Source organism: Halobacillus trueperi (assembly GCF_003386945.1).
In the GTDB taxonomy this organism is placed as follows: domain Bacteria; phylum Bacillota; class Bacilli; order Bacillales; family Halobacillaceae; genus Halobacillus; species Halobacillus aidingensis.
In genome coordinates, this window is sequence record NZ_QUAE01000017.1 from 1 (window position 1) to 15,421 (window position 15,421).

The window sequence follows — 15,421 nt, forward strand, 5'->3', positions numbered from 1 at the left end:
AGTCGCGCACAGGAAAAGCGAGCCGCGCGCAGGAAGAGTGAGTCGCGCACAGGAAGAGCGAGTCGCGCGCAGGAAGAGTGAGTCGCGCACAGGAAAAGCGAGCCGCGCGCAGGAAGAGTGAGTCGCGCGCAGGAAGAGCGAGTCGCGCGCAGGAAGAGTGAGCCGCGCGTAGGAAGAATGAGCCGCGCACAAGAAGCCAGGACGACGCACGAGTACCCGCCTACAAAACCCCACAAACCGACTCCTATGTTATTCCCACCAAATCTGGGGAACATAAAGGTATCAATTTTTTCGGTAAAGGAGCTTTTGTATGATCATCCGGTTCGGTTACGTATCGCATGCGCTCAATTTATGGGAAGCGACCCCGGCTAAAACGATGACATTTGCACGTTATAAAAAATTAGGCCATGAAGCAGCCATAAAGCAGCTTCACAAAATTGCGGAAATGAACTTGCAGCGCACTCGTCGGATCATCCACTACAACATTGCGAGGCAAATCCATCTGTACCGCTTTTCATCATCGATCATCCCGCTTGCAACACATGATGAGGTGGAGTGGGATTATATTACGCCTTTTCGCCATCTTTTTGAGGAAATTGGCGAGCTGGTACGGGCGCACCATATGCGGACGAGTTTTCACCCGAACCAATTCACTCTTTTTACAAGTGACCGACCTCACGTGACAGACAATGCCGTCCAAGATATGGAGTATCATTATGCGATGCTTGAAGCGATGGGGCTTCACAATGAATCTCATATCAACCTGCATGTGGGAGGAGCGTATGGGGATAAAAAAACAGCCGTTGCTCGTTTTCATGAAAATATTAAGAAGCTCCCAGGTCCAATCAAGGAACAGATGACGCTTGAAAATGATGATAAGACCTATACGACAACGGAAACCCTGGATGTCTGCGAAAAAGAGGAGATCCCCATGATGTTTGATTACCATCATTACATGGCCAATCACACGGAAGATGAACCACTGTCTGAAATTCTGCCGCGCTTTTATAAAACGTGGGACAGGCTGGGTCTCCCGCCGAAGATTCATATCTCTTCGCCAAAGTCGGAAAAGGCGTACAGGAGTCACGCCGATTTTGTGGATGCGGATTTCATTCGTCCTCTCCTTAAAGAATTGAAGGCACTCGACACCCCTGTAGACTTTATGATTGAAGCGAAAGAAAAGGACCGCGCCCTTTTGAAGCTTGTCGAAGACTTCTCGAATATTCGTGGTGTGAAACGAGTAGGAGAGGCGACTTTGGACGTTTAGCTTTGCATGCGTATGCTCGAATCAAGTATATTGTTGGTAGTGAAAGGGGTGGAATGATGGATAAACAGACCCTCTTATCCGAAGTCAATTTGTTTGAAGAATTAACAAAAGAAGAACTAATGGAAATAGATGCGATCAGTGAAATGAAAATAGTCGGGAAGGGTGAGGTCATCCTTTCCCCTGAACATCCGGCTGAGCATTTATATATATTGAAAAAAGGTCAAATCCGATTATATCGGACAAACAAAGAAGGGAAACAGTTCACCCTGGACATTTTGAAAGACGGGAATCTGTTTGGGGAGGCATCGACACTGACCCTGACGGATTATGAAATGTACGCGGAGGCAATGACAGATACATATGTTTGTCTGATGAGCCGGGAAGAGTTCGAACGATTCATGGAAAAGTACCCGAAGATCACTCTTCGTCTCGTTCAATTGCTTTCGTCCAAGTTGAACGATTTTTACAAAAGAAGTGAAAAGATTGCGCTAGGTGAGGTGCGGGAACGGATTCTCTATCTGCTGCTCATGCTAAGTGAAAAAAGCGGACGTCGCCACCAGGAGTGGCAGACCGTTGAGATGAAGTTAACCCATCAGGACATCGCGACGATGATCGGGGCGACGAGGGAAACGACAAGTGCAGAAATCAGTCGTTTAAAAAAGGAAGGCTATTTAAAAAAGGACCAAGTCTTATCCATTGATGCAGAAAAAGCAAAAACCCATCTCGGCTTAGTCGTTACATAAGCCGAGGTGGGTTTTATTTTAATATCCGTTTGGCCTCCATGAAGCGCTGGATTCCTGTAAACAATTCCACAGCAAAGAATAACAGCGTTGACCAGAAAAGGAATGAAGGAAATAAGAGCATCACACTGAAGAGAACGAAGCCTTCTGTACGCTCCGCAAGTCCAGCCTGATAGTAAAAGGATTTAATTCCTGCTTTTTCAGACACGGCCCCTACGACTAAAAAGATCGTCATCGAAACGATGATGGAAACGCTGAGAAGGAGCAGCGGCCATAAAACCTCTGGATGGACATAAGCAATGGCGACGATCATTCCGATTTCAACAACTCGGTCGAATGTAATGTCCATTACGGTTCCAAAGGGCGATGTTTTTGTATTCCTGGCCATCGTCCCGTCCACGGCGTCTAAAAATCCGGATAGCCACAAAAATACAACCGCTAAAATAGGAAATCCCAAAACGTAGAGTACACTTGTACCAACCCCGACAAACAAGGCGAGCACTGTAATTTCGTTTGCTGTACGTCCTTTTTCCAACAAATAAGAAGCGGTACGTTCTATGGATGGTTGAACGAATTTTCTTGCGTGTGTGTCGAGCATAAAAAACACCTGCTTTAGCGAATAATAACAACGTCTTGTTACCACTTTACCCTATTTAATCTTCCTTTAGACGATAGCATACGTTCCGCGCAAATAGAATCACTCTGCTTTTAATGTAAGGCAGATTACATTGTTGAGCACATGAGGTTTGTAAAAAAAGAACAGGGTGTATAGTATCCCTGTAACCCACAACAAGGAGGAATCAGACATGTCAGAACATAAAGTAGCAATTACGAGTAAGTCCCAAGGGATGAAATCGGAAATCGAAGCTGGTAAGCATTCATTGACGATTGATGAGCCGAAACAAATGGGCGGGACAGATGAAGGTGCTGATCCACTTGCGACCATGTTAGGTTCGCTCGCAGGCTGTGAAACGGTGATTGCGAATATGGTGGCGAAGGAAATGAAGTTCGATCTTCAGAGCATTTCCTTTGATATTAATGGAACCTTGGATATGCGTGGTTTGATGGGAACGGCAGATGTGAAACCGTATTTTGATACGGTGAACATCAAAGCGGAAGTAGAAACTTCAGAGTCCCAGGATCGCATTGAAGAACTTCGGAAAACCGTAGACCAGCGCTGTCCTGTGTTCACAACGCTGAAAGCAGCGGGCGTTACTTTGAATGTAGACTGGCAGAAAGCCTAACAAAAAAGAGGCTCCTTAGGGGGCCTCTTTTTTTGTTAAGAGATTTCCATGGAAACGATGGAAAGAATTAATAATGAATCTCTCATTCCTCCTATGTTACTTTATTAGAGAACCAGATAAGGAGGTAGATTTTAAATGTTCAAAAAATTCTTGCTGACAGGAATAGCTGCAGTTAGTTTGCTTGCTTTCTCCTTCCCTGTCGAAAGTTTCGCACATGCCAATACTCACACCGTCCAAAAGGGCGATTCTATTTATAAAATTGCTATGGAACATGGCGTTTCTGCCCAACAATTGCAGGCGATGAACAATAAATCGAATGCAGAAATCCACCCTGGGGAGCAGTTGCAGCTTCCTGTTGCTCTTAATGAATCTGAAAAAGATTTACTCGCCCGTCTAGTAGAAGCAGAGGCTAAGGGTGAAAGCTACGCGGGTAAAGTTGCGGTGGCTACAGTTGTTTTGAATCGCGTAGATAGTGATCTTTTCCCAGATTCCTTGAAAGGCGTAATCTATGACGGCATTCAGTTCTCTCCTGTTCTGAATGGTACGATCAATCAGCCGGCAAGCGCTGAGTCCAAACGTGCGGTCAATGAAGCCATTGCTTATCAAGGGTATGACCGCGAGTCTCTATTTTTCTATAACCCTGATAAAGCTCAAAGTGACTATTTGAGCAGTAAAGAAGTGACCACAGTCATTGGCGACCACGTTTTCTTGAGATAATAAATTTTGAAAAGCACCTCATGCAGGTGCTTTTTTTGTAACTTTTTTTACGGAGTATCGTACTCATAAAGGAGCATGTCTACATAAGCAAAGGAGAGAGCTATGAGCAATCAAATGATTTATGGTATGGAAATGAACATTCATCAGAGGGATGAACATACGATCCAAGTCTATGTATTGAATGTGAAAGAAGGAAAAAATCCCCATCACGTAACAACCATTGAGCATTCCTCAAAACACCCAGAGCGCACGAAGGCCAATGGTGCTCCATACGCACGCGTTCATGACAATCTATTCCATGTACTTAAGGAACAATTGGTCAAAGAGGGGAAATGGGAAAAAGGAAAAGGAGATTCCTAGACAGGAATCTCCCTTTCTAATACTATCGGTTTAACTCGCATCTTCTTCTTCATCAAACAGCTGGACTTTCCTTTTCTTCGTCCGTTTTTTGTACACACGGTTTACATAGTCATCCGTTATGGCAGCGATTTCCTTGTGCAAAAACAGTAAAGGAATGATGTTTGTGAGCAGGACGAAGGCTAAAATCAAGTCGAGGAACTGCCAGACGAATTGAAGTCCTCCGATCGCTCCTACGAATACGGCAACGATGTAGACAATACGCATGATTTTGGCCGCCCGTAAACCAAAGAGGTACTCCGCTTGTTTTTCACCATAAAAGACGAGGACACCGATGGTCGTAATGACAAAAAAGAGTAAAAATACCGTGATGAAACTGCCTCCGAACGCATCCCCGAATTCGGAACCGATGGCAACGTTAATCATATTCGATGCATCACTTCCACCGACTTCCTGCCAAGCACCCGTCACGAGGACGGTCAAACCGGATACAGTACAAATGACAATTGTATCTACGAAAACACTGAAGATTCCCCATAACGCTTGGCGGGACGGGTGATCAGTTTTTGCTGCTGCATGGGCAATCGATGCTGTTCCAAGCCCCGCTTCGTTAGAGTAGAGACCACGTGCAATCCCCCAGCGTAACGCTTGAGCGACGGCTGCCCCGGCAAACCCTCCAGTTGCCGAAATTGGTGTGAAAGCATGGGTGAAGATCAACCCGAATACGTTAGGGATTTGATCGATATTGGCAAAAATAACATAAAAACAGACAGCTAGATAAATGAGCACCATGCCTGGTACCATCTTATCTGTGACCTTGGCAATTCGCTTGATTCCACCGAAAACAACGATGGCGATTGCCGCACACATGACAATCCCTGTAATTTCAACCGGCCATCCGAAGGCCCCCTCTGTTTGGGTAGCGATGGAGTTTGATTGCACCATCGTACTGGGGATTAATTCAATCATTAGGAAAAAGGCGAAGGCTGTTGAGACCCATTTCCATCCAAGGGCCTTTTTTATGTAATATTGAGGCCCGCCGACCCAAATGTTTTTGTCGTTCTTTTCCCTGTATTTCATGCCTAATAAAATTTCACTGTACTTTGTAGCCATTCCTATCAAAGCGACAAGCCACATCCAAAACAAAGCACCTGGTCCACCTAAAGAGATCGCGATAGGCACACCGACAATATTTGTTGCCCCTGCTGTAGAGGCTAAGGCTGAAGTGAAAGCCTGGAATGGGGTGATGGTTCCTTTCTTTTTTGTTTTCTTGAAAATTTGTCCGATGGTTTGGTGGAGGACATGTCCAAAAAAGCGGAATTGGAAAAACTTTATTCGGATGGTGAGGAAGATTCCACCCAGAATTAAAATAATCGCTAATGGATACGTCCATAAAAAGTCGGAAATCGTTGTGATCCCCTCTTTAATACTATTCCATAAATCTCCCAATGAAAGATCCCCTTTCGACAAACTGTAAGATACCCATATATTCCCTTTTCGTATAATGTTAAACCCATCAATTTTGAAGTGAAGAAGGTGAGACTTGAGGGGAAAAGACGTACACTAGAAGAAAGATAGAGGAGGGGTCATGTGATTATTAGCGAAGAGAATTTTCAAAACCATTCCATGAGCAAGTTAATTAAAGGAGCGGTGGTGCCGCGTCCGATTGCCTGGGTTTCGACAGTAAGTCAGGATGGCATCCGCAATTTGGCTCCGTTCAGTTTTTTTACGGTAGCCTCCATGAGTCCGATTACGCTTTGTTTTTCTGTAGGAAGTGTGGACAAAGATAAAGATACACTGGAAAACATAAGAGAGACAAAACAGTTCATTATCAATGTCGTTTCGGAATCTCTGGCTAACCAGATGCATGAAAGCAGTAAAGAATATGACTCTAATGTCGATGAATTTGAGATGGCGGGGACAGAATTTGAAGAAGGCGATTTCGTTTCCGTGCCGAGGGTGAAACAGTCACCCGTTCACATGGAATGTGAGCTCGATCGGGTCATCGAAATCGGTGAAGGGAATCTGGTTTTAGGAAAGTTGGTTGGATACCACATTCAAGATGACGTTTACGAAGAAACAGACAAAGTGAATCCGCACAAACTGAAACCTGTCGGGCGGATGGCCGGAGACTACAGCTACATCCAGGACTTCTTCCCACTCCCCAACGACCACCTACCCAAATGAAAAAATCCGCAGGACCTTTAGCAAAGGCCCTGCGGATTTTTTACATTTACTGGTGTACCAGGTCATACATTATTTGGTAATTCACTCCACCCGTGGTTTGGTGGGGTCGCACGTGGGATATTCGCCATTTGTGGTTTCTGCCAATTTGTAAAGGTAGTAGCATTCTTCCCTTGCCATATGGTCAGCCATGAGGGTGGAAAATGTGCCGAGTACGACTTCATTCATTTCCATTTCCTCTAATTCTTTCAAGAACGTCCGGAAAATCTTCATTTCTAAATCGACTTCATCGTTGAACCGTTTCAGGGCAGGGAAGGAGTGTTGATTCGTTCTGAGGTACCCTTTCATTTCGACGGCTTTTATGTAGAACTGATCGAAATGTTTCCGGAACGTATCACTTTTTTCTTTGAGCCTTTTTTCCACCGCATCCATTTCATCATGGATGGCTCCAGCATGCCCTGAAGCATCCATCAACCACAGCATATGGTGATGAAGCTCGTGAAATAACGGAGGTACATCCCCTTTTCCTAAAAAACCAAGCACAAGCAAATATTCTTCTACTTCATTGACCATATGGTTGAGGAAGGTCGGGCTCAAATGGATCTTTACTTTTCCAAAAAGAGAACGCTCGATCAAGTTGAGTTTAAATTTGTGAAACTTTCTGGCTTTTTCACCAACTTTCTTTGAAAAGTCGGCCATGTCCTGAATGTTACCCTCACGTACTTTCTTTAAAAGATCATCCCATTGTGAGACATATTTCCGTGCTTGATTTAAAGTTTCCTCTTCGGAGGCGTACAAAGAATCCCGTATAAAACGTGCGTGGTCTCCTAGAATCTGTAACCAGAACAGATGCTCAAAATTCGCTTGTTCAGCATAGTTCTTCACGTTCATCACCCTTTTTTTGTAGGTCATCCTTTCCATTCTATTCACTCATTGTTTTCTTCATGAAAGAGTCATGTTTCCCAAGGAAGAATTTGAGATTCTTTGGAAAAAATAAAAAAAGGGCTTCTCAAATGGAAGATCCTCCTATATACTACTGTACTAGAAGTAATAATACAGTTAATACAGATAGAACACACCGTTGGAGGTGGCTGGATGTTTGAGTTGGACGTCAGGAGCCGAAAGCCGATTTACGAGCAGCTCGTGGAAAAGCTGAAGCAACTGATTATTAATGACGTTCTGAAGGAAGACGAAAAACTACCTTCTGTGAGGGAACTTGCCCAACAGTTGACAATCAATCCGAATACGATTCAGAAAGCATATCGGGAGTTAGAGTCGCAAGGGTATATCTACTCGTTGAAGGGGAAGGGCAGCTTCGTGCATCCTTCTGGAAAAGTCGACAATGAAGAGGAGTTGAAAAAAGTGAGAGAAGAGTTGAAGAAGCTGTTTGCGGAAGCGATTTATTTAGGGATGACTTCAGAAGAGATCGCAGCTCTTCTCCGTGAAGTTGAAGGGGGTCAGCAGGATGATTGAGGTCAATACGGTCAGCAAATCGTTTGATCGAACCAAGATTTTGAAAGACGTTTCTTTTCGTGTGAATAAAGGATCCATCTATGGTCTTCTTGGTTCTAATGGTGCAGGGAAAACAACATTAATGAGAATTCTAACGGGTATTCTCAAACAGAATAATGGCCAGGTTCATATTTTGGAGGATGACGTGTTTGAGAACGAATCCGTTAAACAGAGGATGGTCTTCATCCCCGACAGTCTTTACTTTCTTCCCCAATACACCACCCGTCAAATGGCCGATTATAACCGGTCTATGTACGACAGTTGGAACGAAGAGCGATATGAAAAATTAAAAAAAGTCTTCCAGCTGGATGAAAAAAAGAAAATCAGTCAGTTTTCCAAAGGGATGCAGCGTCAGGTCGCCTTTTGGTTGGCGATGTCGGCTATGCCTGATGTTTTGATCCTTGATGAGCCATTCGATGGACTCGATGCTGTTATGAGGCAGAAAGTCCGGAACTTGATCATTCAGGATGTGGCTGAACGGGAGATGACGGTATTAATTTCTTCCCATAACTTGAGGGAAGTCGAAGACATCTGTGATCATGTCGGAATCCTACATAAAGGGGAAATCCTTCTTGAACGTGATTTGGATGATTTAAAAGCCGATGTTCATAAAATCCAGGTCGCTTTCAATGACGATTCCTTTCAGCCGGAGGAAGCGAATCTGGATATTCTTCACAAAGAAAAGCGTGGCAGTGTCTGGCTGCTGATTGTCCGCGGAAGTGAAGCTGACATTTCAGTTGAAATCAAAGAGCACCGGCCGCTCGTATATGACAGGCTTCCACTTACGCTTGAGGAGATCTTTATTTATGAAATGGGAGGTGTCGGGTATGCGTTCGAAAACATCCTCGTTTAATAAAGAGATCATCAAGCAGGATTTCCGAAATGTCGGATGGATCAGTATCGGTTACTTTTTAGGATTGTTCTTCATTGTACCGATGCAATTATTCATGGAATTCGGTAGAGATGAACCTCGTATCACAGATGATCGTGGGTTATTTGGCGGTATATTTGCTTATGAGCTTCAGTCACTATTTTTAATTGTGATGCCTGTGCTGATGGCGGTGTTTTTATTCCGTTACCTGCATGTCAAAGGAGCTTCAGATTTTGCTCACAGCTTTCCTATGAAGAGAGGGAAACTATTTCACCACCATATTCTCTCAGGCATGATTCTATTAATCTTGCCGATTTTACTGAACTATTTGGTTCTCGTTATTACGGCTGGAGTAACGGATGTGACAGAGTACTATACTTTGGCAAATGCTAGTTACTGGCTGTGGCTGTTTACGACGATGACCCTGCTTATTTTTGTGGCGGGCGTTTTTGTCGGGACATTGACTGGTTTATCCGCTGTCCAAGGGATTCTGACATATATCCTTTTGGTTTTACCTGTTGGGTTATACGGTTTGGTCGCTTTTCACCTGAGCACTTATATCAAAGGGTATTCAGGTGACATGGTGTTGGATCGTTCCCTTCAGTATTTTTCACCACTTGTGGACCTTTTAGAATATCGGAGCTATGGCCCGGAGGAGGTAAGTGTCCCTGTCGAGGTTCTATCCCTATTCATTTATGGGGGCATAGCCATTCTCTTTTACGTGGCTTCCGTGTGGCTGTATAAAAAACGTCCTCTGGAAGCGGCAGGCCGTGCGTTAGCGGTAAGCGCCCTGAACCCTGTTTTCAAACTGGGGGTAACCTTCTGCTTCGCTTTATTTGGAGGCATGTATTTCAGTGTTGCCCAAAATACTTATAGCTGGATGATCACAGGCTATTTCATTGGAGGAACGTTCGGTTTTGCTGCAGCTTCTATGCTTCTAGAAAAAACTTGGAGAGTTTTCAACTTGAAAAACTTAAAGGGGTGGCTGGGTTATGGTGTGGCTGCTGGCGTAATAATTGCGGCTATTCCACTCCTTTGGCAGAGTTACGAATCCTATGTACCTGAAAAAGATGAAGTAGAAAAAGTCTATATCAGCAGTGGTTACTGGAATTATCAGGAGCTTATTGATCATGAACGTGATGTTCCTTACATCACCACAGATGAGGGAGTCCAATCCGCTCTAAACCTTCATAATCAGCTTATTGAGGTAAGTGACCCTTTGAAAGATGGAGAGGATTCTTTCTTTTTCGTATATGAATTGAAGGATGGCAGTAAAGTCTATCGTCAATACCAAATAAGTGAAGAGCGCGTAAGAGAAGAGAAAAAAGCCGTCTATGAAACGGAAGAATACAAGAGTATTGAATATCCAGTCCTAAGTCTTGATTCTTCTGAAATCGATCAGTTGTTGATCCACCCGAACGCAGGTCCAGGAGGAGAAGAGTTGTACGACCCTGAAAAAATCTCGGCCTTTATGGAAGCACTGAAGCGGGACATTAACGATCTCTCTTATGACCAGATGGTGGCACCGAGAGGTCTGTCTTCAGGAGTATCCTTTACTGTGGATGGCCAGCGTGATAATCCATATCATGCTCAACTCTTCCCATCGTATGAAAATACCATCGAGTGGATGAAGCAAGAAGGGGTTTATGAACAAATGATGATTCAATCAGAAGACATTCATCGAGTTGAAGTTTACGAGTGGCCTGAGAATCGTGATTATGATCATGACTATGTACATTATGTGTTTGATCGGTTAAAAGAAAGTGGTGTAGAACCCCTGGAGGTCACTAATAAAGATCAGGTTGAAGCCCTCCTCCAAGGGAGAGAAAATCAAGAAGATGGAAAGTATATCGTCGCTTTCTATTTTGATGAACGTAACACCAATCACTATGATCTCTTAAGTTTCGATGAAGGTGACGCGCCGAACTTTATAAAGGAACACTTCGAATAAAGGGAGAGATACAGGAAGATGGACTTTTGTCAGATGTATGAACAATATTATCATCGTGTCTATTACACAGCTTTAAAAGTGACAAAGAACCCTAGTTCAGCCGAAGATATCCTTCAAGAAACCTTTATAAAAGCGTACAATAAACTCGATGAAGTCCGTGAAGAAGGGAAGGTGGGAGCATGGCTTTCCACCATCGCCCACCGGAAAGCGATTGACCTTTTGCGCAAAGAAAAGAAGGCGGTCCTTTTGCCGATAGAGGAAATGCCGGTACCTCAACCTTTCTACGAGAATGCTGGATCTGATGTCGAACATATATGTGAATGCCGTCATCTTGAAGAAGACATCAAGAAGCGGATCAGCACATTGTCCCCTAAGCTTCGTGCGGTGTTTCAATTAAGTTACGATAAACAACTGCAAGAAAAGGAAATCGCCCAAACGCTCCATATCACACAAGCGGCCGTTAAATCACGCCTTCACCGGGCAAGGCAGGCCATGAAAGGGAAGCTGGGTGAAGTAATACACCATTACTCTACGGCATAGTTCAAAAGCAGGACCTCAAATCGGAGGTTCTGCTTTTTTTAACGGTGGATGTTATATTTTTTTGTATGAGGAGATAGAAAGAAGGAGGTGAATGATTTGAGAAATACGTATCTTTGGTGTTTGATCATTTTACTGTTCATATTGACGGGGTGTACAAATAAACAACAGTCCCTGCCATTACCTGAGAGGGAAGGGGACATCCACTTTCAGGCCTTTGTGGAGGAAGTGCCGACTGAAGGAGAGTCGGATCCAGAATATGAACGGATGTATGATCTTGTAGCCAAAATGCAAGGGAATGAAGCGATCGACCTTACTCAGGTGGACGTTCAAGTGAAAAAAGAAGCTCCTATACAAGCGCATGGAGAAGAAATTGTTCGTTTCCCGACCTATTTCATTTTAAATCGAGAAGGAATTGTGTTGAAGACGACGAACTTGGATGAAGTAGCAGAATATATAGATCGTGCAGGCGCACTAGATTAAATTAAATAGAAAGGAGGGGAGATCGTGACCATTCTATCTTTTCTCGCTATTTTAGGGGTAGGGATTGGAGCAGGTTTTATTAACGTCATCGCAGGTGGAGGGTCTCTTTTAACACTGCCTATACTCATTTTCTTCGGGCTGCCTTCCGCCGTAGCCAATGGTACCAACCGAATTGCGTTGATGGCACAGAACATTGTCGCCATCGCCTCTTATCGTAAAGACGGCTATTTTGATGGCAAATTCAGTCTCCTATTAGCTATACCGGCTCTCATCGGTTCGATCGTTGGTGCACAAATTGCGGTGAATATCCCGGATGATCTATTCAATCGTATTCTATCCATTGTCATGATTGTGGTTTTAGTGATCATGATATGGAAACCTCACAAAAACCTGTCCGCAGCAAGCGGCCAGAACTCCCGGATGAAAAAGATAGGTTTGGTTCTTATCTTCTTTTTTATAGGCATCTATGGAGGGTTCATCCAAGCAGGTGTAGGCTTTGTGATTATAGCAGCGCTGACCTTAGTGACTGGCTTGTCTTTAGTGAAGATTAATAGCATCAAGGTTTTTGTCGTTGCCGTTTATACATTGTCGGCCTTGGTGGTTTTCGTCGTCAATGATCAGATTCATTGGGGGTATGGAATTACGCTGGCCATCGGTACGAGTCTCGGTGCATTCTTAGGAAGCAAATTTGCGGTCAAGCATGGGGACAAGTGGATCCAAAGGTTCCTTATCGTCGCCGTCATTGCCATGGCGATCAGGCTATTCTTCTTTACATAAAACCGGTCTGCTAAAAGTTTTTCTACAAAATGGCAAGATTGCGAGAGACATCGTTTAGAGGCTTCTATAATAAGAGGGATTCCCACTCCCACTAGCGAATAGTTAAGTATCACTGTCAGGGAGTGAAGAATTGTGCTTAGTAAAGTAGGTCAAATTATGTTGTATGTGAACAACCAGGAGGAATCCGTAAATTTTTGGAAAGAGAAATTAGGGTTCGTAGTAGTTTCTGAAGAAAATAACGGGAAAGGAATGAGATGGATTGAGGTTGGTCCCAAAGAGGGAGTAGAAACAACCATTGTTCTTCACAATAAAGAAGTGGTTGCAAAAATGTCTCCAGACCTCAACCTTGATCCACCTTCCTTAATGTTTTTCACGGATCATTTTGAGCAGCTTCATCGTGATTTGTTAAACAGAAAAGTGACCGTAGGAGAAATTGTTCCTATGCCGACGGGCAGGGTATTTAATTTTGCGGACAATGAAGATCAGTATTTTGCTGTTATGGAAAATAAATAATATGGGATTTTAAATGAATCATAGAGGATTGAAAAAAGACCAGAGTGTTCTGGTCTTTTTTTGCTTATAAAGCTGGCGTCGGGGTTGGTTCTGCGTACCCATTTTCGTACGTAGAATCAATCTTTTCGCGAATCTCTTTTATTGATTTACCATCCTGATAATCGATGATGGACTGTGCAGCAATCTCCATACAAACACCGCATTTTGTGCCGTGATCGTCCCAAACGATGCTGCCATCTTCATTGGTTTTGTTTACAAAGCAGTCATAATTGTCCCGATGCCCTACACTCTCGCCGCATCCGCAGTAGCAAGGGATATTTTCCAACAGTTCTTTACTCTGGGCGGCAGCCATATAGATGTCATGCATTTCCTGTGGTTTTTCATCCATGAATGATGGAAGGGTCGTCACAGATGCTGTCTCTTCTCTGATGTCGCCATTGACGTGTTCGATATGGGCTTCTTCTTCGGCTTCGGAAGAGCACCCGGAAAGGGCGGTACCAATCAAAAGCGTAAGGATAAGGAATAGTGATTTTTTCATAAAAAGGCACCCTCTTCATATTGATAGTTTCATCATAAAGAGGGTGGCATGAAGTTTCAATGTTTTTCAATAAAGTTCGTTCATCAGTCACATTTATTTTCCGAACGAAGATAGGAATTTCACGCGGTCGCCCATAGGAGGGACGTTATCATCAACGAGAGATACTTCTAAGACAGCCGGACCTTCGGCGTTTAGAATGGCTGATAAGTTCTCATCATTGAGATCTTCCATGGATTCAATACGCGCATTTGGCACGCCGAGCGATGCAGCCATCTGGGAGATATTGACTTCTTCCTGTCCAAAGCGCTCATGGGCGCGTTTGTATTGAAGCGTATGCCCATGATGGACCATGCCGAGTCTGGAGTTATTCATGACGATAAATAAAACAGGGATGTCGTATTCTTTCGCTGTCAGAAGTTCCATGCCGTGCATGAAGAAACACCCGTCCCCCGTAATGCTTACGGTTGGACGTTCTGGGTCAGCAAGTTTTGCTCCAATGGCACTTCCGATTCCACTTCCCATCGCTCCGAAGTGGACATTGATATCAAAGGAATCTTCACTTTTTACACCCATGTAGTGGACGACGTAAGCCATAAATTCACCGATGTCGATTGTGAAACGAGTATCGGCAGGAAGCTTTTCCTGCAAGGACCATAAGACGTTTTGTGAGTTGAACTCTTCGGTCACATCTGGAACGGCAGAATCCATAGCCGGGAAGGGTGCCCGTTTAACACCTAACCCGTTCAATGCTGTGATTAAAGAGGATACCGTTACATCGATGTCTCCATGAAGCGGATGGTCCACGGGATATTTTCTGTTGAAAACGGTCGCGTCATAATCGACTTGAATAAGTGTCCGGTTCTTCGTAATATTTGGGTTCCAATTGTTCGTGGCTGTTTCTCCAAGACTTGAGCCAAGCACAAGTACGGTTTCTTCTTTTCCATGATTAATCAGATCGGATGCCTCTTCATGTCCGGCAAAACCGAAGATTCCTCTCTTCAAAGGGTGATGGTCGGGAATGAACCCTTTGGCTTGAGGACTTGTGACAATCGGCCAGTTCAATGTTTCGGCAAGTTCAAGAACATCATCCACTGCCCCACGAATCCCTTGTCCTACGAATAGGAAGCCACTTTCACTTGATGCGAGCGTTTTCGCTGTTTCTAAGACCACCTCATCCGTTGGAAGCAATGGCGTTCGTTGGGGAAACGTCGGAATGGCTGGTTCCAGAATGTCTGTCAATTGAACATCAATCGGCATGGCGATGTGGACGGGCCCGGGGACTCCTGTCAAAGCGATCTCCACGGCTTTGTGAATTTCGGGAAGCAGGTCTTCTGCACGGTCGACTCTCTGACTGTATTTCGTGACAGAATGGTAAAGCGGGTCGGCATGTAACTCTTGAGAAGCGTTCAAACCGACAGTGTCTACAGGAACCGCTCCTGTTAAAAATAGTACAGGGAGGTGTTCACGCATGGCATTCGCTGCCCCTGTCACAAGGTTTGTTCCTCCAGGGCCGCTGCTTCCAATACATACACCGAGGGAGTCCGAATACTTTGCATAAGCAGCTGCCATATAAGACGCGGCCCCTTCATGTTTGGTAACAATTGGTGTGATCGACGGAGTATCGTAAAGTTCATCAAAGAAAGCATTCACAGATCCTGCCGGTATTCCGAAAATATAAGATACCTCACCAGCAACCAAGTAATCCAACACAGCACGAACAGATTTCATAG

General features: G+C 44.2%; 18 protein-coding genes. 13 read left to right on the top strand and 5 right to left on the bottom strand.

Going from position 1 to position 15,421, the window contains the following annotated elements:
* Positions 1–310 precede the first annotated feature (310 nt).
* On the top strand, positions 311–1,267 hold the full coding sequence (gene uvsE / locus DYE48_RS15935) for a UV DNA damage repair endonuclease UvsE (protein ID WP_115824503.1): 957 nt from the start codon (positions 311–313) through the stop codon (positions 1,265–1,267).
* A 56-nt stretch (positions 1,268–1,323) separates the two neighbouring features.
* Complete coding sequence (locus DYE48_RS15940; RefSeq protein ID WP_115824504.1) at positions 1,324–2,010, top strand: Crp/Fnr family transcriptional regulator; 687 nt, start codon at positions 1,324–1,326, stop codon at positions 2,008–2,010.
* Positions 2,011–2,023: 13 nt separating this feature from the next.
* On the opposite strand, the gene DYE48_RS15945 is transcribed toward DYE48_RS15940, so the two are convergent.
* On the bottom strand, positions 2,024–2,605 hold the full coding sequence (locus DYE48_RS15945) for a CDP-alcohol phosphatidyltransferase family protein (RefSeq protein WP_115824505.1): 582 nt from the start codon (positions 2,603–2,605) through the stop codon (positions 2,024–2,026).
* 208 nt (positions 2,606–2,813) lie between these two features.
* Between DYE48_RS15945 and DYE48_RS15950 the strand changes: the two genes are divergently transcribed.
* From DYE48_RS15950 to DYE48_RS15960, 3 genes are all read left to right on the top strand, one after another.
* Entirely contained in the window at positions 2,814–3,251 is a 438-nt protein-coding gene (locus tag DYE48_RS15950) for an OsmC family protein (RefSeq protein WP_115824506.1), read from the top strand.
* 135 nt (positions 3,252–3,386) lie between these two features.
* Positions 3,387–3,968: a cell wall hydrolase gene (locus tag DYE48_RS15955; RefSeq protein ID WP_115824507.1), complete on the top strand. Its 582-nt coding sequence runs from the start codon at positions 3,387–3,389 to the stop codon at positions 3,966–3,968.
* A gap of 102 nt (positions 3,969–4,070) precedes the next feature.
* A complete protein-coding gene (locus tag DYE48_RS15960; RefSeq protein WP_115824508.1) occupies positions 4,071–4,328 on the top strand; it encodes a hypothetical protein in 258 nt (85 codons plus the stop codon).
* A gap of 30 nt (positions 4,329–4,358) precedes the next feature.
* Here the strand turns inward: DYE48_RS15960 and DYE48_RS15965 are convergent, their stop codons facing one another.
* Positions 4,359–5,774 carry an alanine/glycine:cation symporter family protein gene (locus DYE48_RS15965; RefSeq protein WP_115824509.1) on the bottom strand — a complete coding sequence of 472 codons (1,416 nt, stop codon included), beginning with the start codon at positions 5,772–5,774 and terminating at the stop codon, positions 4,359–4,361.
* Between the two features lie 141 nt (positions 5,775–5,915).
* On the opposite strand from DYE48_RS15965, the gene DYE48_RS15970 reads away from it, so the two are divergent.
* Positions 5,916–6,512: a flavin reductase family protein gene (locus DYE48_RS15970; RefSeq protein WP_208639667.1), complete on the top strand. Its 597-nt coding sequence runs from the start codon at positions 5,916–5,918 to the stop codon at positions 6,510–6,512.
* Positions 6,513–6,593: 81 nt separating this feature from the next.
* Here DYE48_RS15970 and DYE48_RS15975 read toward each other — a convergent pair whose 3' ends face one another.
* Positions 6,594–7,430, bottom strand: coding sequence for a DUF2935 domain-containing protein (locus DYE48_RS15975; RefSeq protein WP_425269308.1), 837 nt, complete (start codon positions 7,428–7,430; stop codon positions 6,594–6,596).
* Between the two features lie 174 nt (positions 7,431–7,604).
* Between DYE48_RS15975 and DYE48_RS15980 the strand changes: the two genes are divergently transcribed.
* The 7 genes from DYE48_RS15980 to DYE48_RS16010 all read left to right on the top strand — a co-directional run bounded on the left by DYE48_RS15980 (position 7,605) and on the right by DYE48_RS16010 (position 13,153).
* Entirely contained in the window at positions 7,605–7,982 is a 378-nt protein-coding gene (locus DYE48_RS15980) for a GntR family transcriptional regulator (protein WP_089652885.1), read from the top strand.
* Positions 7,975–8,874 (top strand): ABC transporter ATP-binding protein, encoded by a 900-nt coding sequence (locus tag DYE48_RS15985; protein ID WP_115824510.1) that lies wholly within the window; start codon positions 7,975–7,977, stop codon positions 8,872–8,874. Before DYE48_RS15980 ends, DYE48_RS15985 begins: the two co-directional genes overlap by 8 nt.
* Positions 8,849–10,843 carry a DUF6449 domain-containing protein gene (locus DYE48_RS15990; RefSeq protein ID WP_115824511.1) on the top strand — a complete coding sequence of 665 codons (1,995 nt, stop codon included), beginning with the start codon at positions 8,849–8,851 and terminating at the stop codon, positions 10,841–10,843. The genes DYE48_RS15985 and DYE48_RS15990 overlap by 26 nt, the downstream gene beginning before the upstream one ends.
* An 18-nt stretch (positions 10,844–10,861) precedes the next feature.
* Positions 10,862–11,383, top strand: a complete 522-nt coding sequence (locus DYE48_RS15995) for an RNA polymerase sigma factor (protein WP_115824512.1) — start codon at positions 10,862–10,864, stop codon at positions 11,381–11,383.
* 96 nt (positions 11,384–11,479) lie between these two features.
* On the top strand, positions 11,480–11,863 hold the full coding sequence (locus DYE48_RS16000) for a hypothetical protein (protein ID WP_115824513.1): 384 nt from the start codon (positions 11,480–11,482) through the stop codon (positions 11,861–11,863).
* Positions 11,864–11,887: 24 nt separating this feature from the next.
* Positions 11,888–12,640 (top strand): sulfite exporter TauE/SafE family protein, encoded by a 753-nt coding sequence (locus DYE48_RS16005; protein WP_115824514.1) that lies wholly within the window; start codon positions 11,888–11,890, stop codon positions 12,638–12,640.
* Positions 12,641–12,772: 132 nt separating this feature from the next.
* Positions 12,773–13,153, top strand: a complete 381-nt coding sequence (locus tag DYE48_RS16010; protein ID WP_115824515.1) for a VOC family protein — start codon at positions 12,773–12,775, stop codon at positions 13,151–13,153.
* Between the two features lie 64 nt (positions 13,154–13,217).
* On the opposite strand, the gene DYE48_RS16015 is transcribed toward DYE48_RS16010, so the two are convergent.
* Entirely contained in the window at positions 13,218–13,691 is a 474-nt protein-coding gene (locus tag DYE48_RS16015) for a PCYCGC motif-containing (lipo)protein (protein WP_115824516.1), read from the bottom strand.
* A 93-nt stretch (positions 13,692–13,784) separates the two neighbouring features.
* Complete coding sequence (locus tag DYE48_RS16020) at positions 13,785–15,419, bottom strand: thiamine pyrophosphate-binding protein (RefSeq protein WP_115824517.1); 1,635 nt, start codon at positions 15,417–15,419, stop codon at positions 13,785–13,787.
* Positions 15,420–15,421: the final 2 nt, after the last annotated feature.

Bases quoted from the DNA above. Each gene is read 5' to 3' on its own strand.
- DYE48_RS15980 (WP_089652885.1), top strand. From the start codon at position 7,605: ATGTTTGAGTTGGACGTCAGGAGCCGAAAGCCGATTTACGAGCAGCTC.
- uvsE (WP_115824503.1), top strand. From the start codon at position 311: ATGATCATCCGGTTCGGTTACGTATCGCATGCGCTCAATTTATGGGAA.
- DYE48_RS15950 (WP_115824506.1), top strand. From the start codon at position 2,814: ATGTCAGAACATAAAGTAGCAATTACGAGTAAGTCCCAAGGGATGAAA.
- DYE48_RS15995 (WP_115824512.1), top strand. From the start codon at position 10,862: ATGGACTTTTGTCAGATGTATGAACAATATTATCATCGTGTCTATTAC.
- DYE48_RS15960 (WP_115824508.1), top strand. From the start codon at position 4,071: ATGAGCAATCAAATGATTTATGGTATGGAAATGAACATTCATCAGAGG.
- DYE48_RS16020 (WP_115824517.1), bottom strand. From the start codon at position 15,419: ATGAAATCTGTTCGTGCTGTGTTGGATTACTTGGTTGCTGGTGAGGTA.
- DYE48_RS15985 (WP_115824510.1), top strand. From the start codon at position 7,975: ATGATTGAGGTCAATACGGTCAGCAAATCGTTTGATCGAACCAAGATT.
- DYE48_RS15940 (WP_115824504.1), top strand. From the start codon at position 1,324: ATGGATAAACAGACCCTCTTATCCGAAGTCAATTTGTTTGAAGAATTA.
- DYE48_RS15975 (WP_425269308.1), bottom strand. From the start codon at position 7,430: ATGGAAAGGATGACCTACAAAAAAAGGGTGATGAACGTGAAGAACTAT.
- DYE48_RS15990 (WP_115824511.1), top strand. From the start codon at position 8,849: ATGCGTTCGAAAACATCCTCGTTTAATAAAGAGATCATCAAGCAGGAT.
- DYE48_RS15955 (WP_115824507.1), top strand. From the start codon at position 3,387: ATGTTCAAAAAATTCTTGCTGACAGGAATAGCTGCAGTTAGTTTGCTT.
- DYE48_RS16015 (WP_115824516.1), bottom strand. From the start codon at position 13,691: ATGAAAAAATCACTATTCCTTATCCTTACGCTTTTGATTGGTACCGCC.
- DYE48_RS15945 (WP_115824505.1), bottom strand. From the start codon at position 2,605: ATGCTCGACACACACGCAAGAAAATTCGTTCAACCATCCATAGAACGT.